The organism is Rhizobium deserti, assembly GCF_004358025.1.
GTDB classification, from domain to species: Bacteria; Pseudomonadota; Alphaproteobacteria; order Rhizobiales; family Rhizobiaceae; genus Neorhizobium; species Neorhizobium deserti.
The window spans coordinates 1,091,834-1,117,378 of sequence record NZ_SMTL01000002.1 but is presented as its reverse complement, the minus strand read 5'-3'; the positions used below and the strand labels follow the sequence as shown (position 1 = coordinate 1,117,378).

At 60.5% G+C, this 25,545-nt stretch carries 27 protein-coding genes and 1 pseudogene; 13 read left to right on the top strand and 15 right to left on the bottom strand.

The genetic code is table 11. From position 1 onward, the window contains the following. Window positions 1–79: 79 nt before the first annotated feature. From katA to E2F50_RS11915, 3 genes are all read left to right on the top strand, one after another. Window positions 80–1,573, top strand: coding sequence for a catalase KatA (katA, locus tag E2F50_RS11925; RefSeq protein ID WP_133316320.1), 1,494 nt, complete (start codon window positions 80–82; stop codon window positions 1,571–1,573). Window positions 1,574–1,642: 69 nt separating this feature from the next. Next, entirely contained in the window at window positions 1,643–1,990 is a 348-nt protein-coding gene (locus tag E2F50_RS11920) for a BrnT family toxin (RefSeq protein ID WP_342635718.1), read from the top strand. Then, window positions 1,926–2,204 carry a hypothetical protein gene (locus E2F50_RS11915; RefSeq protein ID WP_202615451.1) on the top strand — a complete coding sequence of 93 codons (279 nt, stop codon included), beginning with the start codon at window positions 1,926–1,928 and terminating at the stop codon, window positions 2,202–2,204. Before E2F50_RS11920 ends, E2F50_RS11915 begins: the two co-directional genes overlap by 65 nt. 21 nt (window positions 2,205–2,225) lie before the next feature. Here E2F50_RS11915 and E2F50_RS11910 read toward each other — a convergent pair whose 3' ends face one another. Beyond that, a complete protein-coding gene (locus E2F50_RS11910; protein ID WP_133316318.1) occupies window positions 2,226–3,176 on the bottom strand; it encodes a LysR substrate-binding domain-containing protein in 951 nt (316 codons plus the stop codon). Window positions 3,177–3,375: 199 nt separating this feature from the next. Here E2F50_RS11910 and E2F50_RS11905 point away from each other — a divergent pair, with 199 nt between their 5' ends. Continuing rightward, the gene (locus E2F50_RS11905; RefSeq protein WP_133316317.1) at window positions 3,376–3,675 is read left to right on the top strand and encodes a DUF1127 domain-containing protein; all 300 of its coding nucleotides are present in this window, start codon (window positions 3,376–3,378) and stop codon (window positions 3,673–3,675) included. An 81-nt stretch (window positions 3,676–3,756) separates the two neighbouring features. On the opposite strand, the gene E2F50_RS11900 is transcribed toward E2F50_RS11905, so the two are convergent. From E2F50_RS11900 to E2F50_RS11880, 5 genes are all read right to left on the bottom strand, one after another. Then, on the bottom strand, window positions 3,757–4,641 hold the full coding sequence (locus E2F50_RS11900) for a DUF937 domain-containing protein (protein WP_133316316.1): 885 nt from the start codon (window positions 4,639–4,641) through the stop codon (window positions 3,757–3,759). 90 nt (window positions 4,642–4,731) lie between these two features. Continuing rightward, window positions 4,732–6,105, bottom strand: coding sequence for a glutamate--cysteine ligase (locus tag E2F50_RS11895; RefSeq protein WP_133316315.1), 1,374 nt, complete (start codon window positions 6,103–6,105; stop codon window positions 4,732–4,734). Between the two features lie 125 nt (window positions 6,106–6,230). Then, window positions 6,231–6,968: a 16S rRNA (uracil(1498)-N(3))-methyltransferase gene (locus E2F50_RS11890; RefSeq protein ID WP_133316314.1), complete on the bottom strand. Its 738-nt coding sequence runs from the start codon at window positions 6,966–6,968 to the stop codon at window positions 6,231–6,233. Window positions 6,969–6,978: 10 nt separating this feature from the next. Continuing rightward, window positions 6,979–8,484, bottom strand: a complete 1,506-nt coding sequence (locus E2F50_RS11885) for an inorganic phosphate transporter (RefSeq protein WP_133316313.1) — start codon at window positions 8,482–8,484, stop codon at window positions 6,979–6,981. 123 nt (window positions 8,485–8,607) lie between these two features. Next, window positions 8,608–9,114, bottom strand: coding sequence for an NUDIX hydrolase (locus E2F50_RS11880; RefSeq protein WP_133316312.1), 507 nt, complete (start codon window positions 9,112–9,114; stop codon window positions 8,608–8,610). Between the two features lie 289 nt (window positions 9,115–9,403). Between E2F50_RS11880 and E2F50_RS11875 the strand changes: the two genes are divergently transcribed. From E2F50_RS11875 to glcF, 3 genes are all read left to right on the top strand, one after another. Continuing rightward, complete coding sequence (locus E2F50_RS11875) at window positions 9,404–10,837, top strand: FAD-linked oxidase C-terminal domain-containing protein (protein WP_133316311.1); 1,434 nt, start codon at window positions 9,404–9,406, stop codon at window positions 10,835–10,837. Between the two features lie 70 nt (window positions 10,838–10,907). Next, window positions 10,908–12,101, top strand: a complete 1,194-nt coding sequence (gene glcE / locus E2F50_RS11870) for a glycolate oxidase subunit GlcE (RefSeq protein ID WP_133316310.1) — start codon at window positions 10,908–10,910, stop codon at window positions 12,099–12,101. A 5-nt stretch (window positions 12,102–12,106) separates the two neighbouring features. After that, window positions 12,107–13,417, top strand: a complete 1,311-nt coding sequence (gene glcF, locus E2F50_RS11865) for a glycolate oxidase subunit GlcF (RefSeq protein ID WP_133316309.1) — start codon at window positions 12,107–12,109, stop codon at window positions 13,415–13,417. 38 nt (window positions 13,418–13,455) lie between these two features. Here the strand turns inward: glcF and E2F50_RS11860 are convergent, their stop codons facing one another. Beyond that, window positions 13,456–14,142 (bottom strand): L,D-transpeptidase, encoded by a 687-nt coding sequence (locus tag E2F50_RS11860; protein WP_133316308.1) that lies wholly within the window; start codon window positions 14,140–14,142, stop codon window positions 13,456–13,458. A 146-nt stretch (window positions 14,143–14,288) separates the two neighbouring features. Further along, on the bottom strand, window positions 14,289–15,032 hold the full coding sequence (locus E2F50_RS11855; protein ID WP_133316307.1) for a L,D-transpeptidase: 744 nt from the start codon (window positions 15,030–15,032) through the stop codon (window positions 14,289–14,291). Between the two features lie 223 nt (window positions 15,033–15,255). Here E2F50_RS11855 and E2F50_RS11850 point away from each other — a divergent pair, with 223 nt between their 5' ends. Next, window positions 15,256–15,885: a DNA-3-methyladenine glycosylase I gene (locus E2F50_RS11850; protein ID WP_133316306.1), complete on the top strand. Its 630-nt coding sequence runs from the start codon at window positions 15,256–15,258 to the stop codon at window positions 15,883–15,885. Here E2F50_RS11850 and E2F50_RS11845 read toward each other — a convergent pair. The 5 genes and pseudogenes from E2F50_RS11845 to relB all read right to left on the bottom strand — a co-directional run bounded on the left by E2F50_RS11845 (window position 15,872) and on the right by relB (window position 18,341). Further along, window positions 15,872–16,582 carry an HAD family hydrolase gene (locus E2F50_RS11845; RefSeq protein ID WP_133316305.1) on the bottom strand — a complete coding sequence of 237 codons (711 nt, stop codon included), beginning with the start codon at window positions 16,580–16,582 and terminating at the stop codon, window positions 15,872–15,874. The genes E2F50_RS11850 and E2F50_RS11845 overlap by 14 nt on opposite strands. 61 nt (window positions 16,583–16,643) lie before the next feature. After that, window positions 16,644–17,006: a CopM family metallochaperone gene (gene copM / locus E2F50_RS11840; protein WP_133316304.1), complete on the bottom strand. Its 363-nt coding sequence runs from the start codon at window positions 17,004–17,006 to the stop codon at window positions 16,644–16,646. A 39-nt stretch (window positions 17,007–17,045) separates the two neighbouring features. Continuing rightward, window positions 17,046–17,798: a hypothetical protein gene (locus E2F50_RS11835; protein ID WP_133316303.1), complete on the bottom strand. Its 753-nt coding sequence runs from the start codon at window positions 17,796–17,798 to the stop codon at window positions 17,046–17,048. A gap of 3 nt (window positions 17,799–17,801) precedes the next feature. Beyond that, window positions 17,802–17,906: pseudogene (locus E2F50_RS23595) on the bottom strand (type II toxin-antitoxin system RelE family toxin); the annotation flags it as partial. A 144-nt stretch (window positions 17,907–18,050) separates the two neighbouring features. Then, window positions 18,051–18,341, bottom strand: a complete 291-nt coding sequence (gene relB / locus E2F50_RS11825) for a type II toxin-antitoxin system RelB family antitoxin (RefSeq protein ID WP_133316302.1) — start codon at window positions 18,339–18,341, stop codon at window positions 18,051–18,053. A gap of 89 nt (window positions 18,342–18,430) precedes the next feature. On the opposite strand from relB, the gene hisS reads away from it, so the two are divergent. The 4 genes from hisS to E2F50_RS11805 are packed head-to-tail and all read left to right on the top strand — an operon-like array spanning window position 18,431 to window position 22,436. After that, window positions 18,431–19,993, top strand: a complete 1,563-nt coding sequence (gene hisS, locus E2F50_RS11820; protein WP_133316301.1) for a histidine--tRNA ligase — start codon at window positions 18,431–18,433, stop codon at window positions 19,991–19,993. Between the two features lie 27 nt (window positions 19,994–20,020). Beyond that, window positions 20,021–21,136: an ATP phosphoribosyltransferase regulatory subunit gene (locus E2F50_RS11815; protein WP_133316300.1), complete on the top strand. Its 1,116-nt coding sequence runs from the start codon at window positions 20,021–20,023 to the stop codon at window positions 21,134–21,136. After that, complete coding sequence (gene hisG, locus E2F50_RS11810) at window positions 21,136–21,831, top strand: ATP phosphoribosyltransferase (protein WP_133316299.1); 696 nt, start codon at window positions 21,136–21,138, stop codon at window positions 21,829–21,831. Before E2F50_RS11815 ends, hisG begins: the two co-directional genes overlap by 1 nt. Then, window positions 21,831–22,436, top strand: a complete 606-nt coding sequence (locus E2F50_RS11805; RefSeq protein ID WP_133316298.1) for a class I SAM-dependent methyltransferase — start codon at window positions 21,831–21,833, stop codon at window positions 22,434–22,436. The genes hisG and E2F50_RS11805 overlap by 1 nt, the downstream gene beginning before the upstream one ends. 76 nt (window positions 22,437–22,512) lie before the next feature. On the opposite strand, the gene E2F50_RS11800 is transcribed toward E2F50_RS11805, so the two are convergent. After that, window positions 22,513–22,959, bottom strand: a complete 447-nt coding sequence (locus tag E2F50_RS11800; RefSeq protein WP_133316297.1) for a DoxX family protein — start codon at window positions 22,957–22,959, stop codon at window positions 22,513–22,515. A 355-nt stretch (window positions 22,960–23,314) separates the two neighbouring features. Between E2F50_RS11800 and E2F50_RS11795 the strand changes: the two genes are divergently transcribed. Further along, window positions 23,315–23,629 (top strand): hypothetical protein, encoded by a 315-nt coding sequence (locus E2F50_RS11795; protein ID WP_133316296.1) that lies wholly within the window; start codon window positions 23,315–23,317, stop codon window positions 23,627–23,629. Between the two features lie 235 nt (window positions 23,630–23,864). Here E2F50_RS11795 and groL read toward each other — a convergent pair whose 3' ends face one another. Continuing rightward, window positions 23,865–25,508, bottom strand: a complete 1,644-nt coding sequence (groL, locus tag E2F50_RS11790; protein ID WP_133316295.1) for a chaperonin GroEL — start codon at window positions 25,506–25,508, stop codon at window positions 23,865–23,867. Window positions 25,509–25,545: the final 37 nt, after the last annotated feature.

Genomic DNA, 25,545 nt, shown 5'->3' with positions numbered 1-25,545 from the left:
ATTATCGATCTCGAATGGGATGGTCAATCCGTTGAGCCCGCTCGGGCTCCGGGGATTTTTTCCATCGAGGGAGATACTAATGACCGATCGTCCTATTTTGACGACGACCGCCGGTGCGCCTGTACCGGACAACCAGAACACCATGACGGCAGGCCCGCGCGGCGGCGTCATGCTGCAGGATTACCAGCTTCTGGAAAAGCTGGCCCATCAGAACCGCGAGCGCATTCCGGAACGCGTCGTGCATGCCAAGGGCTGGGGCGCCTATGGCACGCTGTCGATCACCGGCGACATCTCCCGTTATACGAAGGCCAAGTGTCTGCAGCCTGGCGCAACCACGCCGATGCTGGCGCGCTTTTCCACCGTTGCCGGCGAACTGGGTGCCGCCGACCATGAACGCGACGTTCGCGGCTTCGCATTGAAGTTCTACACCGAAGAAGGCAATTGGGATCTGGTCGGCAACAACACGCCGGTTTTCTTTATCCGCGATCCCTACAAGTTCCCGGACTTCATCCACACGCAGAAGCGCCACCCGAAGACCAATATGCGCTCCGCAACTGCCATGTGGGATTTCTGGTCCCTGTCGCCTGAATCTCTGCACCAGGTTACCATCCTGATGTCGGACCGCGGCCTGCCGGTCGACCCGATGCATATGAACGGCTACGGCTCGCATACCTATTCGCTTTGGAACGATGCCGGCGAACGCTTCTGGGTGAAATTCCACTTCAAGACCCAGCAGGGCCACCAGCACTATACCAATGCGCGGGGTGAAGAGATCATCGGCAAGACCCGCGAGGGCTATCAGGAAGCGCTGTTCGGCACGATCGACCGCGGCGAGTTCCCGAAGTGGACCGTCCAGGTGCAGATCATGACCGAGGCCCAGGCGGAAGCCACCTCCTTCAATCCCTTCGATCTGACCAAGGTTTGGCCGCATGGCGAATTCCCGGTGATCGAGATTGGCACGATGGAGCTCAACCGCAACGCCGAGAACTATTTTGCGGAAATCGAGCAGGCCGCCTTCTCGCCGTCGAACATCATCCCCGGTATCGGCCATTCGCCGGACAAGGTGCTGCAAGCCCGCGTCTTCTCCTATGCGGATGCGCACCGCTACCGCCTCGGCACCCATTATGAGCATATTCCGGTCAACCAGCCGAAATGCCCGGTTCATCACTATCACCGCGATGGCAGCATGAACATGTATGGCGGTCTGGCAACCGGCAATCCGGATGCCTATTACGAGCCGAATTCCGTCGATGGCCCGGTCGAGCAGCCTTCGGCCAAGGAGCCGCCGCTCAAGATCGACGGCGACATGAGCCGCTACAACCACCGCGACGGCAATGACGACTATTCTCAGCCGCGGGCGCTGTTCAATATGTTCGACGCCGATCAGAAGGGTCGCCTCTTCTCCAACATCGCGGCCGCGATGGGCGGCGTCCCGGGTGTCATCGTCGAGCGCCAGCTCGCCCACTTCAAGATGATCCACGAGGATTACGAGGCAGGCGTCCGTGCAGCTCTCGAAAGCCAGCACGGCTACAAGGTCGACACGATCAGCGCGACGCCGACGGCCGCCGAATAAGCAGCCGTATATGCGACAAGAAAAGCCGGGATTTTGTCCCGGCTTTTTTATTGCGTATGTCCACCGAACGTGTACACTTTTGTATATTATCTACTCCAGTCGGAGCAGCTTGCGGTGGAGTTCGAATGGGACGAGACCAAACGGCAGCAGGTGCTTCGCGAGCGCGGGGTCGATATTCTATATGCGGCTTTGATATTCGAAGGACCGGTGCTGACACGCACAGACGACAGGGCTGATTATGGCGAGATTCGCTATGTTTCGCTCGGCGTAGTTGACGACGAATGCTTCATCGTTGTTACGACCGATCGCAACAATGTCAGGCGACTGATCACCGCATGGAAAGGAAGTCGGAATGACCGATCAAGATATCAGGAAAGCCTCGCTCGCAGAGATCCGGGCGATGAAGGACACAGGTAAGGTGGCATCTCGATCCTCCGCGGTCGAAGCGGAGGATCTCGGCGCCGAATTTTGGGCCAAGGCGGAACTCGTGTCCCCCGAAAAGCGCTCCGTTCATCTCAAGATCGAAAACGAGGTCTTCGACTTCTTCTATGAGGAAACCAACGGTAAGGGGCATCTGACGAAGATGCAGAATGTTCTTCGCGCCTATATGCGTGCGCGCAAAGCCGGGTAACCGCCTATAGCCGCAAATCGTTCACCAGCCCGGCATCACCTGGGTGAGGCGCGGTCGCGACAATCTTGCAAACGCCTTGGAATCGCCGTCGAGATCATCCGGAATGACTGCCGGAGAAATATTGTCGAGGCAGGCGGTGATATGGTCGGTGATCGCGTTCATCAGCGACGGCGACAGGCCGGGGCGCTTCATCAGGCCGATCTGGACCGGCGGCAGCGGCGGGAAACCGTCCGCCGAAGTCAGCACCTTCATGCCGGTTCGCAGAGCCGATTCAGGCAGGACGGAAACCGCCATGCCGGCCAGAACGGCGGACGCGACCACAGTCGACGACCAGCTGGTGAACAGAACCTGATACTCCCGGCCGGATGCATCGAGCGCCGAGCAGGCCAGCTGCCGCCACAGGCAGTCGCGCCGACCGACGGCAAGCGGCACGGGCGCATCATCCTTTAAGGGATGATTGGCCGAGCCAACCCAGCAGAGCGGCTCGGTCCGCATGACGTCGGAAATGCGCTGGCGGGGATTGTGTGTAACGAGGGCGATGTCCAGCTCACCGCGCGCCATTTTCTCGGCAAGGCTCACCGACGGCTCGCAAACGATATAGAGCTCGACATTGGGATGGGTCTTGGCGAACCTGCCGATGATCTCTGGCATATAGCGGTCGGCGTAATCGTCCGGCGTGCCGATGCGTAGCGTGCCTTCCAGGCGGTTGTCGTCGAAGGCCGCAATGGCTTCATTGTTCAGCCGGATAATACGCCGCGCATAGTTCAGCAGCTTTTCACCCTCGGCGGTCAGCCGGTTGCCGCGCCCGTCCTTGGCAAACAGCTGCTTGCCGACGCGCTCTTCCAGGCGGCGCATCTGCATGGACACTGCCGACTGCGTCTTGAACACGCGATCCGCAGCCTTGGTGAAGCTGCCCGTATCCACGATGGCGGCGAAAGTATGCAACTGGTCGATATCAAGTGGCGCGGACATACAAGATCACCCATCAGAGCGTTTGATGCTAACCATTAGAAACATTCGTTGGACTGATCAATAGATTTTCAGCGATAACCGGATTGCAAATCACGATCCACTGCCGGCCGCCGAATATGATGGCCAGAAAGACCGGGAGCCTCTGCCGTCAGACGCGGCAGGGGGCGCCCATACTCGTGCCTGATGAAAGGATAATCCAATGCGCACGACCGAATGCGGAGCCGAACTGAAGCTTCTACACGAACCCTTGGGCGGCACGACCCGTCTCGGCCTCGTGCTGTCGCGAACGAAATCCGTATGGCGTGCCCTTCGAAACCGTGTCAGCGCCAACAGCCTTCACGACATGGATGATCGTCAACTCGACGATATCGGAATTACCCGGTACGATGTTGTCATAGCGCTCGAGCGCAGCGGCCTTCTCGACGATCCGTCACTACTTCTTTCACGCGCAGCCAGGGAACGGTCACGCACGCGCTTTGCACGGCCAGCCAATCGCTGAGCTGCGCCTCACATTTCCCCGCAGGGTGATAGCCAATAGCCCTGCTGCTTGCCCGGCCGGTTGATCCGCGCCGGGCTCTTTTTATTCCGGTTTTACGCCGGCCGCTGCAGGCTTATACCCTGAGCCGCTTCCCATATAGCGGTCGAGAATGGCTTCCATATTCGCCTGATAGCTCTTTTGCACCTCAAGACCGGTATCGAACATGCTGTTCATCATGTCCTGGTAGGGATTGGTTTCGGCTGCCGTCTTGTCTTTGGAAGTGCCGGCAGAGGTCGCCGCCGGCTGCCCTAAGGCAAATCCGCCTCCCATCAAGTCTTGGAATGCCTTGCCGAAGGGATTGTCGACGAAGGACGCCTGGCCCGATGGTTGCGGCTGTTCCGGCTTGTCGAGGCCCCACATGGAGCGCATTGCCTGGGCGAAGGGATTGTCGAGCGGATTGCTTGCCGGTTGCTGCGCTGCCTTGGGCTGCAGACCCAGGCCCTCGAGCCATTGCTGGTTCATCCGTGCCATCGCCGCTGCCATGGCTTCGTTGGAGGCGGGAATCTGGCCCGTCATCTGCTTGAAGAGGCCACCCATCATCGTCCCGGCCAGGACGGGCATCATCTTAGCCAAGATGTCCTGGCTGATGCCGGTCAACTGCTCGGCTTGTGCGGCAATGGCGCGCAAAATCTCCTGCGAACCGAACAGTGTTTGCAACACGGCATTCCCGTCGGACATGCCCTGCGGCATGAAGGATTTCGTTACGTCGTCGAAATACTGGGCATAGCTTCCGGTGAATATCGTGTTCATCAGGGCGCTGAGGTCGTAGGGGTTGGCGCTGGTCCGCTTCAGTCCGGAAGAAAAGGCCGGCATTAGCGCCGCCATAGCCTGCGCCGCCTGCTCCTGCGCCAGACCGAACTGCTTTGCCATGGCCTGCATGCCTTCGCCGTTCTGCGCCTGCAGCATCATGTCGAAGAGTGGCAGCATGGACGCTCCTTCCGGATCTGGTGACGAGGTCACTATATCCGGAAACCGGTCGGCGCAAACGGCCTTTTTCCGCTGCTGCGTTGGTCTCTTCTAATATTGATATTCGTCGAAGACGGGGAGAACCGAGCCGTTCCAGCGCCCGTGATACAGTGCCAGCATGTCTTCCGCCATGGTCGCCTTCTTGGCGAGAACCTCGTCGAGCGGCTGCAGGAATATGCTCTCGTCCTGGCCGTCGCCGTTGAGGCGGTGGCGGCTCTTCAGGCCGGCCTTTGCGATGGCGACAGCGTCGCGGGCAACATCCAGCACCGATCTGCTGCGGATTTCGGCAGCAAGCCCTTTGGTGGGCACGGCGTTGCGCATGGCCGTGACGTCGTCAGCCGTCCAGTCGCGGGTCAGCGCATCGGCATCCGCCAGCGCCGTGTCGTCGTAAAGCAGACCGACCCAGAAGGCGGGCAGGGCGCAGATGCGCCGCCACGGCCCGCCGTCGGCCCCTCGCATTTCCAGGAACCGCTTCAGCCGGACATCGGGAAAGAGCGTCGACAGGTGATTGGTCCAGTCGCCGAGATTGGGTTCCCAATCGGCAAGCTCACCTTTCAGCGCTCCGTTCATGAATTGGCGGAAGGTGACATGCGTGCAGTCGTGATACTTGCCGTCTCGCACCACGAAATACATGGGCACGTCGAGCGCCCATTCCACATAGGAATGAAAGCCGAAATCATTCCCGAACACGAAGGGCAGCACGCCGGATCGGCGGTTGTCCGTGTCGCGCCAGATGTCCCCGCGCCAGGAAAGAAGGCCGTTCGGCTTGCCTTCGGTGAAGGGCGAAGAGGCGAAGAGGGCGGTCGCGATCGACTGCAGCTTCATCGACACCCGCATCTTCGCCGCCATGTCCGCTTCGGAGGAGAAGTCGAGATTAACCTGGATGGTGCAGGTGCGGTACATCATGTCAAGGCCTTTTGTGCCGACCTTCGGCATGTAGCGCGTCATGATCTCGTAGCGGGATTTCGGCATGCGCGGCGTCTGCTCAAGCGTCCATTCCGGGCTGCCGCCGAGGCCCAGGAAGCGGATCCCCATCGGTTCGGCGATCTCCTTCACCAGGGCGAGGTGCCTGTTGGATTCCCGACAGGTCTCGTGAAGGGTTTCCACCGGCGCACCGGACAGTTCGAACTGGCCGCCTGGCTCGATCGAAATGGCGCCCATGCCCGATTGCTCACCGAGACCGATGATATTGCCACGGTCCATGATCGGTTCCCAGCCGAGCTTTTCCTGCATGCCCTTCAGCAGCGCCGAAATGCTGGCATCGCCGAAATAGGGAACGGGACTGTGGTCGGTCCGGAAGAAGGCGAACTTCTCGTGCTCCGTGCCGATGCGGAATTGCTCCTTCGGACGCGAGCCCTGCGCCAGGTAGTCCGAAAGCTCGGATACCGAGGAGAGCGGGGTCTGGTCGGTGGTATCACGGGCCATGAAAGTTACCTTGGTCGAATGCCTGATCTGGACGATTGTCCGGCTGCTTGGACCGGAATGAGCTGCGGTGCAAGTGAATTTCTTTCAAGATCGCTTCAGAAAATAGCGCCTTTCCGGGGCATGGTTCAGCGCCAGTCCCCAACCGTCGCCTGCAGCACGGCCAGTGCCGCGACGGCTGCCGTGTCGGCCCGCAAAATGCGCGGTCCAAGCGGAATGGCGGTGACGAAGGGCAGCGCCCGCAGCATGGCTCTTTCGTCTTCGGAAAAACCACCTTCCGGCCCGACTAGCAGGGCGAGCTTGGTTTCCTTGATGGCGGAAAGGATCGGCAAGGGGTTCTGGCCCTGGTCTCCCTCGTCGCAGAAGACGATGCGCCGGTCTTCGGGCCATGCCTCCAGCAGATCCACGAGCTTCCTGGGCGGCAAGACCTGGGGTACTGAAAGGATGCCGCATTGTTCGGCCGCCTCGATCGCATTGGCCTGTAATCTTTCCAGGCTGGTGATCTTGCCCTGGACGTGTTGCGTCATCACCGGCTGCAGGACGCCGGCTCCCATCTCGACCGCCTTTTGCACCAGATAATCGAGCCGGCCCACCTTCAGCGGCGCAAACAGATAATGCAGGTCGCAAGCGCCGGGCTGCGACCTGACCTGTTCAACCGGCTCCAGCAGGATTTTCTTGCGGCTCGGAAAGGTGAGCCTGGTCTTCCATTCGCCATCTCGACCGTTGAACGCAAGGATTTCGGCGCCTTCCTCCATCCGCAGTACATTGGCGAGATAGTTGAACTGCTCGGCGGAGACTGAGACCTGTTCATCAGGGCCAAGCGGCGCGTCGATGAACAGCCTCTGCATCCGGAAATTGGCGCGCATGGAGCTTCTCTCAAAGGAACAAGGCAAACATAGCCGATGCCAACAGAGCCGCAAGAGCGGCTGCGGCCGGGAGGGTAATCATCCAGGCGGCGATGATGCTCAGGAAATGCGAGCGCCTGACAAGGTAGCGCCGGGTCACTTCCTCGTCATTGCGTTCGAAAGGTTCGGGTGCGTCGATATCCTTGCCGGCCCGCACGCGGATATATTCGTAGCGGCGGCGGGAATGGCGGGTATACCATTCGCGGAAAAAGCCGACGCCGAACACGGCTCCGACGGCAATGTGGGTGGAGGAAACGGGCATGCCGATCCAGGACGCCACGAGAACGGTCATCGCCGTCGACAGGGAGACGCAAAAGGCGCGCATCGGGTTGAGCTTGGTGATTTCCGCGCCGACCAGCGTCACCAGTTTCGGCCCATAGAGCAGCAGGCCGAGCGAAATGCCGACGCCACCCACCACCAGTTCCCACAACGGCACATTGGCACCGGCCCCTGCACCGCGCTGGGCTGCCGCGACGATCGCCGCCAAAGGCCCGATCGCGTTGGAAACGTCGTTGGCGCCATGTGCAAAGGAAAGCAGTGCGGCGGCAAATACCAGAGGAAGCCGGAACAGCTTGCGCAGGGACTGGTTGCGGTTCTCCAGACCCTCGGCTTGGTGCGCGATCAGGGGGATCAGCAGTCGCCAGGAGATCAAGCCGCAGGTGACAGCGATGAGCGTCGCGACCGGTGCCGAGACGGACACAAGCTGTCCAAGTCCAAGCAGCGCGAGATAGCCGGCAAAGGCTCCAGCCATTGCGCCGATCAGGATCGGCACCCATCGACGTGCCGCTGCGATCTTGTCCTCGCGGTAGATGATGGTTTCCTTGATGAGGAAAAGGAAGGCGGCCGCAATCACTGCCCCGAGGATCGGCGAGACGACCCAGCTTGCGGTTATGCCTGCTAGCATCGACCAATTGACAGCAGACAGGCCGGCTGCGGCAATGCCGGCACCCGTGACGCTGCCGACGATCGAATGGGTGGTGGAAATCGGCGCACCGAGCCATGTCGCCACGTTGATGAGCAGCGCTGCGGACAAAAGTGCAGCCATCATCGCCCAGATCATCACATTCGGATCGTCGATGACCGCGCTTTGAACGATACCGTTGGCGATCGTGCTGGCGACGCCACGCCCGGCCAAGACGGCCCCGGCCACTTCGAAGACGGCCGCCAGGCCGAGACCGAAGGCCATGCTCATCGCCCGAGCGCCGACCGCAGCGCCGATATTATTGGTTACGTCATTGGCGCCGATATTCATCGCCATATAGGCAGCGAGCGCGGCCGCGGCGATGACCACGACGGCTCCGGGCTGACCTGTGACATAGGAGGCGGCGAAAATGGCGACCAGGATGATGAACAGCAGCGCCGTTCCCGGAGCAGCGAGGCTGCGCGACGTTTGACGCGTGGCTTCTTCCACGGAAGAAAGCTTTTCCAGATCCTTGTCTAGCGTCGGCTTTGCTAAACGCGGCCGTCTCTGGGGCATGTCTTCGTCCTGCGTGGATCCGAGGCGGACGATCGGCAACCACCGCTTGCCGCCTCATGGGTAGAAGTCTCGGCTCCGCTTACGCGCGCCGAGCCCAGAACGCAATATTGTGGGGATGCAAGGTCAGCTGGCCGCCTTGGCGGGAAGGGCGCGATGGCCGTGCTGCATTCTCTCGGCGAACTGAAGCATCAGCATTTTGAGCTCCGGTTCGTTGACGCGGTTGGCAGCTTCTTCGGGGGAAACCCACTCGATCACTCGAGACCCCTTCTCAGGAAAATTCTTGACGCAGTCATGAACTTCCAGGGCATGCACCTGGACCCGCACCGGAATCTTCAGGCCGCTGTCCAGCGTCTTTCGGTAATTGTAGAAGCCGAGCACGTCCTTTTCGACCTTGCCCTTGACGCCGACTTCCTCGAAGGCTTCCCGCTCCGCGACCTGATGAGCCTTTTTGTCGGTCATCGGCCAGCCTTTCGGGATCACCCAACGGCCAGTATCCCGGCTGGTGGCAACAAGAACTTCAACTTGTCCCTGCTTCTTCTTCATCCGATAGCAGAGCGCGGCGTATTGCTGGCGCGGGGGGCGCTGCAACATCAGCCGAAGATTGCTGCTGACTCGATCCATAAGGCCCAACTTCTGCGGTTCCTCCGTCGATAGTGTATTGCTAATATATAGAGCTTGCGCGAGCATTAACGAGAGACCACGGTCTTTTTTTGCGGAGAATCAACCGGCTGCGCACCATCACAAACCATTCTGAAGGCTGATAGTTGCAGGTCAATCGCTAACTTTGCACAGGTGTTCATTTTTGCTGGGTTACTGCTTCAGTGTGCGTGGTGCTGGTCTAAATGCGACGCCCAAGGAAGAAACGTTGAACAGCCCCGCCGATCATGGGATATGTGAGGTGGAGGATTGGGGAGGAAACATGTCAGAGGCAATTCAGTTTCTGCCGCCGCGGGATTCCGTCATGTCGCGGCGAGCGGCGATCGTGACGGATCTCGCCGAACTCTTGCCGCCGGAATGTCTGGTGCATGAGGCGCGCGAGCTGGTGCCCTTCGAGACCGACGCCTTCGTCTCCTATCGGCGGCTTCCGCTTGCCGTCGCCTTGCCCAAAACGACTGCGCAGGTGGCTGCCGTGCTGAAATACTGTCACCGTTACGGTGTGCCCGTGGTGCCGCGCGGGGCAGGAACATCTCTTTCCGGCGGCGCCATCCCTCAGGAGGATGCGGTGGTCCTGTGCTTGTCGAAGATGGCCCGCATCCTCGAGCTGGATTATGCCAACCGCACCGCCACCGTGCAGGCGGGCGTTACCAATCTGAGCATATCCGAGGCGGTCGGAACAGACGGCTTCTTCTATGCTCCGGACCCGAGCTCGCAGCTGGCCTGTACGATCGGCGGCAATATCGGCATGAATTCCGGCGGTGCTCACTGTCTCAAATACGGCGTTACCACCAACAATCTTCTGGGCGTGAAGATGGTTCTGGTCGATGGTGCGGTGATCGAGCTTGGCGGCAAGCATCTGGATGCTTCAGGCTATGACCTGCTTGGCCTGATCTGCGGCTCGGAAGGACAGCTCGGCATCGTGACCGAGGCGACGGTGCGGCTGATTGCCAAGCCGGAGGGGGCAAGGCCAGTCCTGTTCGGCTTTGAAGCCTCCGAAGCGGCGGGCGCCTGCGTCGCCGATATCATCGCCTCCGGCATCATACCCGTGGCGATCGAATTCATGGACAAGCCGGCAATCGAGATCTGCGAAGCCTTCGCCCATGCCGGCTACCCCCTTGATGTCGCCGCACTGCTGATCGTCGAGGTGGAGGGATCCGAAGCCGAAATGGATGCCATGCTGCAAAGCATTGTCGAGATCGCACGCCGCCACCAGGTCAAGACGGTGCGCGAGTGCCAGTCGGCAACCGAAGCGGCGCTCATCTGGAAAGGCCGCAAATCGGCCTTCGGCGCAACCGGCCGCATTGCCGACTATATCTGCATGGACGGAACCGTGCCGCTCAGCAAGCTGTCCTACGTCCTCAACAAGACGGCCGAGATCGTCGAAAGTTTTGGCTTGCGGGTCGCCAATGTCTTCCATGCGGGCGACGGCAACATGCATCCCTTGATCCTCTTCAATGCTAATGATCCGGCTGACGCCGCCAAGGCGGAGGCAGCGGGCAACGAGATCCTCAAGCTCTGTGTCGACGCGGGCGGCTGCCTGACCGGCGAACACGGCGTCGGCATCGAAAAGCGCGATCTGATGCGCCACCAGTATTCCGAGGTGGATCTTCATCAGCAGATGGCGGTGCGCGCCGCCTTCGACGAAGGCTGGATCATGAACCCGTCCAAGGTCTTTCCGCTGGATGGGAGAGCGTGAACACGATGCAGCCTTATCCTTCAAAAGATAGTGCGATACGGCGGGAAGGTTATGCGGCAAGGGGGCCTGTTTGCTGACCCCTCACACCGAAGCCGATGCAGCCTATGTCATCCGCACCGCCGCAACCGACGGCAAGACGCTCGGGCTTTGCGGCGGCAATACGCGCGCAGGCTTCGGCAATGTCACGGAAACCGCTGAAACAGTCAGTTCCCGCGCACTGTCCGGCATCGTCGATTACGATCCCGCCGAAATGGTCGTGACCGCCCGGTCAGGAACGCCGCTTGCTGAAATCGAGGCGGCACTCGCCGCCAACCGGCAGATGCTCGCCTTCGAGCCCATGGACCATCGCGGCATCATGGGCACCGGCGGCGAACCGACCATAGGCGGCGTATTTGCCGCCAATGTCTCGGGGCCCCGCCGTTTCGTGAGCGGAGCCGCCCGTGACAGCCTGCTCGGCATCCGCTTCATCAACGGAAAAGGCGAAGTGATCCGGGCCGGCGGCAGGGTGATGAAGAATGTCACCGGCCTCGACCTCGTGAAGCTGCTGGCGGGGTCTCATGGCACGCTCGGCTTCCTGACCGAAGTCACCTTCCGGGTGCTGCCTGTGCCGCAGACAGCAGAAACCATCGTCATCTCCGGTCTGGATGATGCCGGCGCCGCCAAGGCCATGGCCGCTGCCCTGGCTCTGCCGGTCGAGGTTTCCGGAGCCGCACATCTGCCGCAGACCGTGCGGCATCGGTTTCTGTCCGGCTCGCTTCCCGATGGAGAGGCGACGGTTCTGCGGCTGGAAGGTCTTGCCGCTTCCGTTTCCGTGCGGAGCGAAAAGCTGGCCGCGGTCATGCAGGCCTTCGGGCCGATTGCCCGGCTGGATGCGGATGAAAGTCGAACGTTGTGGCAGGAAATTCGGGATGTTCATCCCTATGCGGATAACAGTCAGAAGCCGCTCTGGCGGGTTTCCGTGGCGCCGTCTGCCGGCCATCAACTGGTGGCGGCGCTCCGGCTTGAGGCCGGCGTCGACGCCTTCTACGATTGGCAGGGTGGCTTGATCTGGATGCGCATGGAGGCCGATCCGGAAGCGGAGCTGCTGCGGCGCTTTATCCGCGCGCTCGGGGGCGGGCATGCGACGCTGGTCAGGGCGTCGGCGACTGTGCGGACGCAATGTCCTGCCTTTGAGCCGCAGCCGGACGCGGTGGCGCAACTTTCGGCGCGGGTGAAGCAGAAGCTCGACCCAGGCGGCATTTTCAGCCCGGGCAAGATGGGATAACCTGGATGCAGACCAATTTCACCGCCGCTCAGCTGGCAGATCCGCAGGTAGCGGAATCCGAAAAGATCCTGAGGCGCTGCGTCCATTGCGGCTTTTGCACCGCCACCTGTCCCACCTATGTGACGCTCGGAAACGAACTCGACAGTCCGCGCGGCCGCATCTACCTCATCAAGGACATGCTCGAAAACGGCAGGCCGGCGGATGAGCAAGTGGTCACCCATATCGATCGCTGTCTTTCCTGCCTTGCCTGCGTCACCACCTGTCCTTCCGGTGTCGATTACATGCATCTTGTCGATCATGCCCGGATCCATATCGAGAAGACCTATCGCCGACCGCTTGCCGACCGGCTGATCCGCGGCCTGCTGGCAAAAACCCTGCCCTATCCGGGACGCATGAGGGCAGCTTTGACGCTTGCCCGGTTCGGGCGGCCCCTGTCTCCGTTCCTCAAGCGCATCCAGGCCCTGCGTCCGCTGGCGGCCATGCTCGATCTCGCCCCGTCTTCTCCCGCCAGGTCATCAATGGCGGGGCTGGGCATACCGCAAGCATCGGGTGAAAGGCGCGGGCGCGTTGCCATCCTGTCCGGCTGCGCCCAACCGGTGCTCGATCCAGGCATCAATGACGCTGCGCTGCGCTTGCTCGCAAGATTCGGCGTCGAGGTTGTCACGCCGGAAGGAGAAGTCTGCTGCGGCGCCATCGTCCACCATATGGGCAAGGAAGACCAGGCGCTCGATTTCGCCAGGCGGAATGTCGATGTCTGGATCCGCGAATTAGAAACCGGCGGGCTGGACGCGATCATCATCACCGCCTCCGGCTGCGGCACGACCATCAAGGATTATGGCCACATGCTGCGGCTCGATCCCGCCTATCGGGACAAGGCCGCGAAAGTGTCGTCGCTCGCCAAGGATATTACCGAATATCTTGCCGGCCTCGATCTGCCCCGGCTCGATGCGAAGGGCGTTACCGTCGCCTACCATTCGGCCTGCTCAATGCAGCATGGCCAGAAGATCGTCGCCGCCCCGAAAAACCTGCTGAAGACGGCGGGCTTCACCGTCCGGGATCCGGCGGAAGGGCATCTCTGCTGCGGATCGGCCGGCACCTATAATATTCTGCAGCCGGAAATCTCGGGGCAGCTCAAGGCCCGCAAGGTGAAAAACATCGAGGCGACAAAGGCGGATGTGATCGCCACCGGCAATATCGGCTGCATGACCCAGATTGCGACCGGCACAGCAATGCCCATCCTGCACACGGTGGAACTGCTCGACTGGGCCTATGGTGGCCCGAGACCTCAAAAATATAAGCAAAAGGCCGCCTCGTGAGGCGGCCTCGGTCCAGTTCTATTGCTGCAGGCTGAGGATCAACCGCCGAAAATGGTGCGGAAAACGTCCATGCCGCGGTCTTCGAAGGCGACATTGCCCTGCTTGTTGCCGGGGCCGATGACGACGACCTTGGCGCCGACCGCAGCGCGATCGTAAAGATGCTCGACATCCTTATTCATCATGCGGATGCAGCCCGACGACATGTTGAGCCCGATGGTCCAAGGCTGGTTGGTGCCGTGGATGCGGAAGATCGTGTCGCGGCCGCCCTTGTAGAGATACATGGCGCGGGCGCCGAGCGGATTGTTGGGACCACCTTCCTGCACGGCGGGCAGGATCCGACCGGCACGGCGTTCGCGAACCCGCATTTCGGCGGGCGGCGTCCAGGAGGGCCACTCTTCCTTGCGGCCGATCGCGACAACGCCCGACCATCCAAAGCCCTCGCGGCCGACACCGATGCCGTAGCGCGTCGCCTTGCCGGCGCCCTCGATATAGTAGAGGAATTTGTTGTTCGTATCGACGATGATGGTGCCGGGTGCCTCGTTGGTGGTGAAGCGGACGGCGCGCCGCTTGTACCGTTCCGGAACCGCTTTTGAGCGAACCGAAGGCACAGCGTCACTGGCCGTCGTCTGCGGCTTGGCCGCACTCGCCGTCTGCGCCTCGGCCGTCGTGGTGATCAATGCCGCCATCATGCATGCGGTGGCGACCAGCATCTTGCCCGAATTCATCCAAACCCCCGTTGTCGAGTAATTTCGCAAAGTGAGACGAAAATGTCTGGGCTTCCGCCTTCAAGCAAGATCAAGAGCCGCAATACTGTCCGATTGCGGTCCTGATTGTTAAAACTGATCATGATCGTGGCTATCCGGCCACATGATTACATGACGATCACCTTGGTGCCGACAGCGACGCGGCCATAGAGATCGACAACGTCTTCGTTACGCATGCGGATGCAGCCGGATGAGACGGCGCTGCCGATCGTCCACGGGGCGTTGGTGCCGTGGATGCGATACAGCGTGGAGCCGAGATACATGGCGCGGGCGCCGAGCGGATTTTCAGGCCCCCCCTCCATGCGTGCCGGGAGATAATGCCCTTTGGCCGCTTCGCGGCTGATCATTTCGGAAGGCGGGTTCCAGTCCGGCCATTCCGCCTTGCGGGTCACCTTGTGTTCGCCGGCCCATTCGAAGCCGGGCTTGCCCACCCCGACGCCATAGCGACGAGCCTGGCCGTTGGCCATGACCAGGTAGAGAAAGCGGTTGTTGGTGTCGATGACGATGGTGCCCGGCTTTTCCCGACTTTCGTAGGAGACCATCTGCGGCAGGTATTGCGGCTCGATGCGGCTGCGAACCGGTGACGGCCGCATCGCGACATCCTGTACCGGGTCCCGGTCGAATATGCCGCGGCGCTGAACCACCCGTGGCCGATATACGACACGGGGTTGCGCGAACCGGCGGGGATAGGCTTCCGCCCGGCCACCCGGACGCGAAAGCTGCATCACCCAGGGAGCCGCCAGGTCTGGGCTGACCACCACCGGCGGACGCTCGCGGTAACGGTCGTTTGCGGTTGCGGCATGGGACATCGCGGCCGCAAGGCCAAACGCCAGGAGCAGGGTCTTCATCATCGTCGGTTCCACTCGTTACAAATAACCAGCCGGGCTTGAAAGCAATGCCCGTTCGCCGTCATCGTGCGTGCGAGGTGAAAGCGAATGGTAAACGGGTGGCGCGGCAGACGAGGCAAACGGCATAAACCTTTTGGCAGGGTTACCGGCAGGTTTTAAAACATGGTTGACCAGTGATAAAGCATCCGCGCAATGCGGGTAACGGGCAGGCTGGGCAGGCGGAAGCATGGAAAAAGCGGGGATCATCATTGGTGAAGACGGCAGGGGGCGCTGCTTCTGGCATGGCGGGCTTGAAGACTATCGCCGCTATCACGACGAGGAATGGGGAAGGCCGGTGACCGACGATTTTCGGCTGTTCGAAAAGATCTGCCTTGAAGGCTTTCAATCGGGCCTTTCCTGGCTGACGATCCTTAGGAAACGCGAAAACTTCCGGGCTGCCTTTGCCGGCTTCGACTTCAACAAGGTGGCGATGTTCGGAGCGGAGGACGTTGAGCGGCTGATGGCCGATGCCGGCATCATCCGCCACCGCGGCAAGATCGCGTCGACCATCAACAATGCCGCCCGTGCCATCGAACTGCGCAATGAATTCGGTTCCCTGGCAAAGTTCTTCTGGAGCTTCGAGCCGGGGCCGCAGGACCGGCCGGAACTAATGGACCTGGAAACCTTGCGCGCCAACCCGACGACATCGGTGTCCACCAGTCTTTCAAAGGCGCTGAAGAAGCGCGGCTGGACGTTTGTCGGCCCCACTACGGTCTATGCCTTCATGCAGGCCATGGGCATGGTCAATGATCATCTCAACGGCTGCTTCTGTCAGGCGGAAGTCCAGCACTTGCGGCTGAACTTCAAGCGCCCATGATTTCTTCCAGCACCGAAGACAGCTGGCCCAGATGCTCGATCTGGCGGAAGCGCGGCGCGTCGGTCGGGGCCTCCACATGTTCCAGCACCCAGGTCAACGCATGCGGTATGAAAACGCCGTAGGCGCCCGCAGCAATGGCCGGGACGATATCTGATTTCAACGAGTTGCCGATCATCATTGCCCGTTCTGGGCCATCGGCAAGCTTCGAGAATATGCGCCGATAGGTGGTAGCACTCTTGTCGCTCACGATTTCGACGGCGTCGAGATAATCGCCAAGTCCTGATTGGGCCAGCTTGCGCTCCTGGTCGAACAGATCGCCCTTGGTGATAAGCACCAGGAGATATTGGCCATTGAGAGTCTCGAGCGTTTCTTCCACATGCGGCAGGGTCTCAACCGGATGCCGCAACAGGTCCCGCCCCACGTCGAGGATCTCGCCGATTATCTTGGTCGGCACCTTGCCCTCGGTGATTTCAATTGCCGTCTCGATCATCGAAAGGGTAAAGCCCTTGATGCCGAAGCCGTAAAAGGAAAGGTTGCGCTTTTCCGCCTCCAGCAGGCGGGCCGACACATCCGGACCTTCGGCAAAATCCCCCAGCAGCTTCTGGAAATGCTCTTCCGTCAGGCGATAATATTGTTCGTTCTGCCAGAGCGTATCGTCGGCGTCAAAGCCGATCGCGGTAATCGGGCGCATGGTCATGTCTGCCTTCGATCATTTGGAGAATGAGCGTACGGCAGCTCCACCTGCCGCTGCGCATCGTCTATTTTCCCTGCGCCTTCAGCCAGGCCTGCATCTCAGTGATCTCAGCTTCCTGAGCCTTGACGATATCCTCGGCGAGCTTGCGCAGCTTGGCATCATTGCCATGCGCCAGCTCCACTTTCGCCATGGCGATGGCGCCCTTGTGGTGGGCGATCATGCCGCGAACGAAATCGACGTCCGTGTCACCGGAATATTCGATTGTCATGTCCTTGTGCATCTGCGCATTGGCGCCCTGGAAAGCCTTGGTGGAAATGCTCTTGTCTTTCGACATGGAGGAGTGGTCCATGCCCTTCATCTCCTGCGCGGCAAGCGTGCTGGCCAGCGAAAGACAGAGTGTCGTTAAGACGATGGTTTTTCCGAACATGCTTATCCCTTTCTCGTAGCGTCATTCGGCACAAAGCCGTTAAACGGCAATCACGTCGTGGATCGCCTCGCAGTTGCGGTCGAGTTCTCCAAACGGCGCGACCGGCCAGGGCCAGTTGCGTTTTGCCGGCGGAGGCGACAGGCCGCAGAGGAGATCGTCCTCTTCGACAGTCTCGCCTTTTCGATCCAGGACCTTGTAGCTGACGTCGGTGATCAGCACGGTCCTGCAGGGCTGAACTGCCAGCCCCTCCATATGGGCCTGTATCAGCCTGCGCAGAATATCGTCCTTGGCCGGATTGTCCGCAAGCTCCGGCCGGCGTTTTGCGCCGACGCCGATCTGCGACAGGATATTGGCGGAAATGACGAGGTCGAGATAGGGGACCTGGCGCAGAAAGCCGAGCGGCTCGATGGTTTGGCCGGCAAGCGCAGCTTGAAAACCGGAAAGGTCGCGGGAGATCAGCCGCACGTTGGAAAGGCGTTTTGCATTCAGCCACGCCCGCACGCTGGCCAGATGCACCAGATCCACAAGCACAACCGTATCGAAAGCAATGGCGAGCTCCTTGATAGGCACGTCGCGCAACAAACCGGAGCCGAGGACCACGGCGGTGCGCCGCTGTTTGATGCCGGTTACGGTCTCGCGGATGAAGGTCTTGCAGTTTTCCTCATGCGGCGCCCAGGCCTTGGCGCACCGCCCGGCTCGCGACCACAATCCGACGGAGGAGCGGATATACGGTCGGAATTCCGCAGGCGTGACCGGATAGGTGGCGGCATACTGCAAAGCTTCGAGGATCATGGCCTATCGATAGATTTCCCGACAATGGCCGACCTCGACAACCAGAACGACAAGCCGCTGATCCTGGATGTCACAGATAATGCGAAAGTCGTCGACCCTGTAGCGCCAGAGATGGTTGAATTGCTGCCCTTCGAGGGCGCGGCCGAGCGTACGGGGGTCTGCAAGTGGCGCATCATCTCCATATAGGAGATGATGCGCTCGGCATTCTGCTTTCCCATTTTGCCCAGTTGTTTGTGCGCCTTGGCGTCAATTTCAATCGTCCAGGCCAAGTTCGCCTTTCACCTCTTCAAGCGTGTAGGTCCGGCTTTCGCCGCGGCGATGCGCGGCGAGCGTCTCTTCCGCACGTTTCAGAAAATAGGCATCTTCCAGCCGCTCCTCCAAAAGATCGATCACATAAGCATTAGGATCGGTACCCGCTTCCTCTGCAAATTGCAGGATCAGGCGATGCATCTCATCCGGCATTTCGAGCGTGACGCACTTGTTCATGGCGATAATCCCCCAGATGCTGGCAATATACCATTTCACCGCAGTCTTCGCCAGCACGCGCGCTTGCCGCTCAAGTTCTCATCCTCTAAGAAACCGCACACACATCCGGCCTTTCTTTAAGGCCCGCCGGCAATGGAATATCGATCATGAACGACAAGAGCAAAAAGCCACAGAAACTCAAGGCCCGCCTGCCGCGCGGCTTTGTCGATCGCTCGGCCGCCGATATCCATGCCACGAACGAGATGACCGCGAAGATCCGCGAAGTCTACGAGCGCTACGGTTTCGATCCGATCGAGACGCCGCTGTTCGAGTATACCGACGCGCTGGGCAAATTCCTGCCCGACAGCGACCGCCCCAACGAAGGCGTGTTTTCGCTGCAGGACGACGACGAGCAGTGGATGAGCCTGCGCTATGACCTGACCGCACCGCTTGCCCGCCATGTGGCCGAGAACTTCAACGAGATCCAGCTGCCCTTGCGCACCTATCGCGCCGGCTATGTCTTCCGCAACGAGAAGCCCGGCCCCGGCCGTTTCCGACAGTTCATGCAGTTCGACGCCGATACGGTCGGCGCGCCGGGCGTCCAGGCGGATGCCGAAATGTGCATGATGATGGCCGACACGATGGAAGCGCTCGGCATCAAGCGCGGTGATTACGTGATCCGGGTGAACAACCGTAAGGTTCTGGACGGCGTGATGGAGGCGATCGGACTTGGCGGCGCGGACAAGGCGGGCCAGCGGCTGAACGTGCTGCGGGCGTTGGACAAGTATGACAAATTTGGCGTCGAAGGTGTCAAACTCCTATTGGGCCCGGGCCGTAAGGACGAAAGCGGAGATTTCACAAAAGGCGTTGGCCTTGATTCAAGCCAGTCGAGCATGCTGGTGGGATTTCTGCAGTCCAAGCTTTACGTGATAGCAGAGGGTGGAAAAGTAACCTCTCGCTTGGAAAGCCAGGGCCCAGATGCATTCTCTTCGCCGGAATATCAGCCAGGCTCCACCTATCACGAAGGTGTAGATGAACTTGGTCAAATTGCCAGCCTCGCAACCAGCGCCGGCTACGGCCCGGACCGCATCAAGATCGACCCGTCCGTCGTCCGCGGCCTGGAATACTATACCGGCCCTGTCTTCGAAGCCGAACTCACCTTCGATGTCACCAACGAGAAAGGCGAAAAGGTCGTCTTCGGATCGGTCGGCGGCGGTGGCCGTTACGACGGCCTCGTCTCCCGCTTCATGGGCCAGCCGGTTCCGGCGACGGGCTTTTCCATCGGCGTCTCCCGCCTGATGACGGCGTTGAAGAACCTCGGCAAGCTTGGCCAGGACGAGGTGATTGCGCCTGTCCTCGTCACCGTCATGGACGGCGATGTCGAGAGCATGGGGCGCTACCAGCGCTTCACGCAGGCGCTGCGCAACGAAGGCGTCCGCGCCGAAATGTACCAGGGCAACTGGAAGAAATTCGGCAACCAGCTGAAATATGCCGACCGCCGCGGCTGCCCGATCGCTATCATCCAGGGCGGCGACGAGCGCGGCCAGGGCGTCGTGCAGATCAAGGACCTGATCGAAGGCAAGCGCCTCTCTGGCGAGATCGAGGACAATGCCTCCTGGCGCGAAGCGCGCGTCGCGCAGGAAACGGTTGCCGAGGCGGATCTCATTGCCAAGGTCAAGGAAATCCTGGCGGCCCAGGCGGAAGATCGCAGGCGGGCGAAGAATGTCTGATCGGATTTTTCCGGAGGCGCTGACCCCATGCCTCTGATCAACATGCCGGAATTTTCCGGCCGGCTGCTGGATGATTTTGCCGCCCGCGGCGCCATGCGCATCGACACGCCGGTGATCCAGCCGGCTGCGCCCTTTCTCGACATGGCCGGCGAGGATCTGCGCCGCCGCATCTTTTTGACCGAAAGCGAAACTGGCGAAAGCCTTTGCCTGCGGCCTGAATTCACGATCCCCGTCTGTCTGCGACATATCGAGAGCGCGACCGGCACGCCGCGCCGCTATTGCTATCTCGGCGAAGTGTTTCGCCAGCGCCGCGACGGCGACAATGAGTTCTATCAGGCCGGCATCGAGGATCTCGGCGAAACGGCAACCGCCAGCGCCGATGCCCGCGCCGTTACCGATGCCGTGCAGATCCTCGGCCATCTCCTGCCGGGCCGACGCCTTTCCGTGACGCTTGGGGACCAGGCCGTGTTCGAGGCCGTGGTTCGGGCATTGGGCCTGCCCGCAGGCTGGCAGAAGCGCCTCATCCAGGCTTTCGGCAACAGCGAACTGATCAAGCAGATCCTGCTGCGTCTGGCCAGCCCGCAGCCGGTCGCCGGTCTGTCGGCGGACATGGCAAGCCTTGTCCGTCAGGACGAGGCGGCGCTGATCAGCCACATCGACCGGACCATGCAGGACACTGGTTATTCTACCAATGCCAGTCGTTCGCCGCGCGAAATCGCCGCGCGGCTGAAGGAAAAGCTGTCGCTGGCCGAAACCAGGCTCGATGGAACCGCTCTTCTGCTGCTGAGCGAATTCCTGTCCCTGGAACTGCCGCTCGCGGATGCATCCGCAGCGCTTGCGGGCTTTGCCGATGCGGCAGGTCTGTCGCTGGGCTCGGCACTGCACCGGTTCCAGGAGCGGGCGAATGCGCTTGCCGAACTGGGTATCGACCTTTCCCGCATCACTTATCGTGCCGCCTTCGGCCGTCCGCTCGACTATTATACGGGCCTCGTTTTCGAGGTGAGCAAAGCGGGGGACGAGGCCGTACTGGCAGGGGGCGGGCGCTTCGACCGGCTGTTGACGCTGCTCGGTGCTCGGCAAGACATTCCGGCCGTCGGTTTTTCGCTTTGGCTGGACCGGATTGAAAAGGCGAGGGCGCTCTGATGACGATCACCATCGCTCTCCCCTCCAAGGGTCGCATGAAGGATGATGCCGCCGCCGTCTTCGAAAAGGCAGGCCTGCCGATCGTCGCCGTCGGCAACGAACGCTCCTACCGAGGCAAGGTGGAAGGGCGCGACGACATCGAGATCGCCTTCCTGTCCGCTTCGGAGATTGCGCGCGAATTGGGCGCCGGCACTGTCGATTTCGGCGTGACCGGTGAGGACCTCATCCGTGAAGGCCTGGTCGATGCCGACCGACAGGTGGAAATCGCGGCCCGTCTCGGCTTCGGTCGTGCCGACGTGGTCGTCGCGGTTCCGGAAATCTGGCTCGACGTGGAAACCATGGCGGATCTTGGCGATGTCGCAGCCGACTTTCGGTCGCGTCACGGGCGAAGGCTGCAGATCGCTACCAAATACTGGCGGCTCACGCAGCAGTTCTTCTCATCCCAGCATGGGATTCAGCTTTATCGCATCGTCGAAAGCCTGGGCGCCACCGAGGGTGCTCCGGCTGCCGGTCAGGCGGATATCATCGTTGATATCACCTCGACCGGATCGACTGTCAAGGCAAACCACCTGAAAATCCTGTCCGATGGCGTGATCCTCAAATCCGAGGCCTGTCTGGTGCGGGCGAGGAAGGCCGAGCACGACGGAGATCCGCAGATCAAGGGCATCATGGAAGCCGTTCAGATGGCGCTGTGATGGCGGGCGAAGACAAGAACGTCATAGAACTTTACGAGCGTCATGCGCTCGCCTTCGATACCTTGCGTGGCCGAAACCTGTTTGAGAAGCCGTGGCTCGACCGGTTCGCAGCGCTTGTTGCACCGCGGGGTCATATTCTGGATCTTGGATGCGGCTCCGGCGAACCGATCGCGGCAAGTCTGATGCGCAAGTTCCGGTTGACCGGTGTCGACTCGTCGGAAACGATGATCGGCCTATGCCGAAGCCGTTTTCCCGAGCGGTCCTGGATCGTTGCGGACATGCGCGACTTCGACCTGCCGGCTCGTTTCGATGGCATTCTTGCCTGGCACAGCTTCTTTCACCTCGACCGAGACGACCAGCGCAAGATGTTTCCAAGTTTTGCAAAGCTGGCATCCCCCGGCGCGGCTTTGATGTTCACCTCCGGACATTTCGATGGCGTTGCCATGGGCGAGTTTGGCGGTGAGCCGCTTTATCACGCCAGTTTGTCTGCAGAGGAGTATGCCACACTTCTGGCGGAAAATGGCTTTGAGCTGGTGGAGCATGTCTCGCAGGATCCCCAATGCGGCCATGCCACCGTCTGGTTGGCGAGACGCCTGCACGGCTAAGCTTGCTCTATCACCATGAAAAATCCGCCGGATGTGGATATCCGGCGGACTGGATGCGGGGCAGGGAGACTAGAAGTTAGGCAGCAATTGCGACCGAACGGCGGCGGGCATCGACCGAGTAGAGGCCCGGGCCGAAGGTGGCCAGCAGGATATAGGCGCCGGCCAGCGTGACGTTCTTCATCAGCATGATGCCGTTCAGCGTATTGATCCAGCCGAGCGCTGCATCCGGCCAGCCGGGAACGGCAACCGTGCCGGAATGGAACATGACGCCGGTGAACACGCAGAACAGGGCCAGAGCCCAGCCAACGATCCTGGTCTGGAACCCGACGAGCACGGCAATACCGGCAACGAATTCGAACAGGCCAGCCAGATAGGCAAGTGCGGTCGCGGCCGGTAGTCCGGCGCCAGCGATCATGCCGGCTGTGCCGGCAGGATCGGCTAGCTTGCCGAAACCGGAATAGATGAACATGAAGGACAGAAGAATACGGGCGACGAGGATGATGATGTTGCTGCTATTGGACATGTTATTTCTCCGGTTCCTGAGAGGCAATTATGCTGGAACCTATGTGACCTAATTTCCCTGCTTCCGAAAGATGAACAAACGAATACGAATTGTTCATCAAATGAAGACAATCGGTATGCCACGCACCGGCGCGTGCGTCTGCTCTGACAGATCCCGGCATAGCCACTGGCTATGGGTCAAGCAGCCACCAGGCAGGCTCTTCCTGATCGCCCACCTGATGATCCGCAGATCCCGGGTTGCGCATCGTCGCCGTCTGGTTCTGGAAGGCTTGATGCAACCATTCTGGGCTTGTAGCCGTTCAGAGCCACCAAGGTGTTTGTTTCAGATGCCATATTAGCATGTGGAGAATAGAAAAATGAAGAAGATCGTCATCGCAGCCCTGGCCGTTATAGTGGGCTCGGCAATGCCAAGCGTTGCGCAGACCTATCGTAGCGAAGCGCGCGAAAGTCGTCAGGAATATCGCATCTATCGCGGTGCTGCCCGAGGCGATCTGACGCCGCAAGAACTGCGTCAGATCGAACGGCAGCAGCGACACATCGATCGCAGCCAGAGCCGTGCAACACGCGACGGATATATTTCGCCCAAAGAGCGCCGTCGGATAGAGCGCCAGCAGGATCGCGCTTCCCGCAATATCTATCGCAAGAACAATAATGGCCGATACATCGACTGATTATGGCTCAAGTAAAAAAAGGGCGACCCTAGGGCCGCCCTTTCCATAACTGAACCGGTTGGTTCAGATGCGAGACCCAACGGGTCTTACATCATGTCCATGCCGCCTGCTCAGCGCGCTTGACGCGCTGAGCCACTTTGGTGATGGGCGGTTTGATGGACATGAAAAAGGGCGACCCTAGGGCCGCCCTTCCTATAACCGAACCGGTTGGTTCAGATGCGAGACCCAACGGGTCTTACATCATGTCCATGCCGCCCATGCCGCCCATGCCGCCAGGCATGCCGCCGCCAGCTGCTTCCTTCTTCGGAAGCTCGGCGATCATGGCCTCGGTGGTGATCAGCAGCGAAGCAACCGAAGCTGCGTTCTGCAGAGCCGTACGAACGACCTTGAGCGGATCGACGATACCCATGGCGATCATGTCGCCATATTCGCCGGTCTGGGCGTTGTAGCCGAAGTTGTCGGTGTCGCTTTCGAGGATCTTGCCGACCACGATCGAACCTTCGTCGCCCGCATTTTCAGCAATCTGACGAACGAGGGACTGAAGAGCGCGGCGAACGATGGCGATGCCGGCTTCCTGGTCCTGGTTCTCACCCTTGGAGGTGATTTTCACGGAAGAGCGCAGCAGAGCAGTACCGCCGCCGGGAACGATGCCTTCCTGAACGGCAGCGCGCGTCGCGTTGAGCGCGTCGTCGATGCGGTCCTTCTTTTCCTTGACTTCGATCTCTGTGGAACCGCCGACGCGGATCACAGCAACGCCGCCAGCCAGCTTGGCAAGACGTTCCTGAAGCTTTTCGCGGTCGTAGTCCGAAGTGGTTTCTTCGATCTGCGCCTTGATCTGACCGACGCGGCCTTCAATGTCGGTCTTCTGGCCGGCACCGTCGACGATCGTGGTATTTTCCTTGGAGATCGAAACCTTCTTGGAACGGCCGAGCATGTCGAGGGTGACATTTTCGAGCTTGATGCCGAGGTCTTCGGAGATGACAGTGCCGCCCGTCAGGATGGCAATGTCTTCCAGCATGGCCTTGCGGCGATCGCCGAAGCCAGGAGCCTTGACGGCAGCAATCTTCAGGCCACCGCGCAGCTTGTTGACGACGAGCGTTGCAAGAGCTTCACCTTCGACGTCTTCAGCGATGATCAGGAGCGGCTTGCCGGTCTGAACGACGGCTTCGAGAACCGGGAGCATGGCCTGCAGGTTGGAGAGCTTCTTCTCGTGAAGGAGAATGTAAGCGTCGTCGAGGTCAGCAACCATCTTTTCCGGGTTGGTGACGAAGTAGGGCGACAGGTAGCCGCGGTCGAACTGCATGCCTTCGACGACTTCGAGTTCGGTTTCGGCGGTCTTGGCTTCTTCAACCGTGATGACGCCTTCATTGCCGACGCGCTGCATGGCTTCAGCAATGTCGAGACCGACCTGCTTGTCGCCGTTTGCTGAGATCGTGCCGACCTGAGCAACTTCTTCAGACGTGGAGATCTTCTTGGCCTTCGCCTGGAGATCCTTGACGACTTCGGTCACGGCCAGGTCGATGCCGCGCTTCAGGTCCATCGGGTTCATGCCGGCTGCAACCGCCTTGTTGCCTTCGCGAACGATGGCCTGGGCAAGAACGGTAGCAGTCGTGGTGCCGTCGCCGGCGATGTCGTTGGTCTTCGAAGCGACTTCGCGGACCATCTGGGCGCCCATGTTTTCGAACTTGTCTTCAAGTTCGATTTCCTTGGCGACCGAAACGCCGTCCTTGGTGATGCGCGGTGCGCCGAAGGACTTGTCGATAACGACGTTACGACCCTTCGGGCCGAGCGTTACCTTGACTGCGTCAGCGAGAACGTCGACGCCACGCAGCATTTTTTCGCGCGCGGTGCGGCCGAATTTGACTTCTTTGGCTGCCATTGTGAGTACTCCTGAAAAGGGGTGTCAGCGATATTTC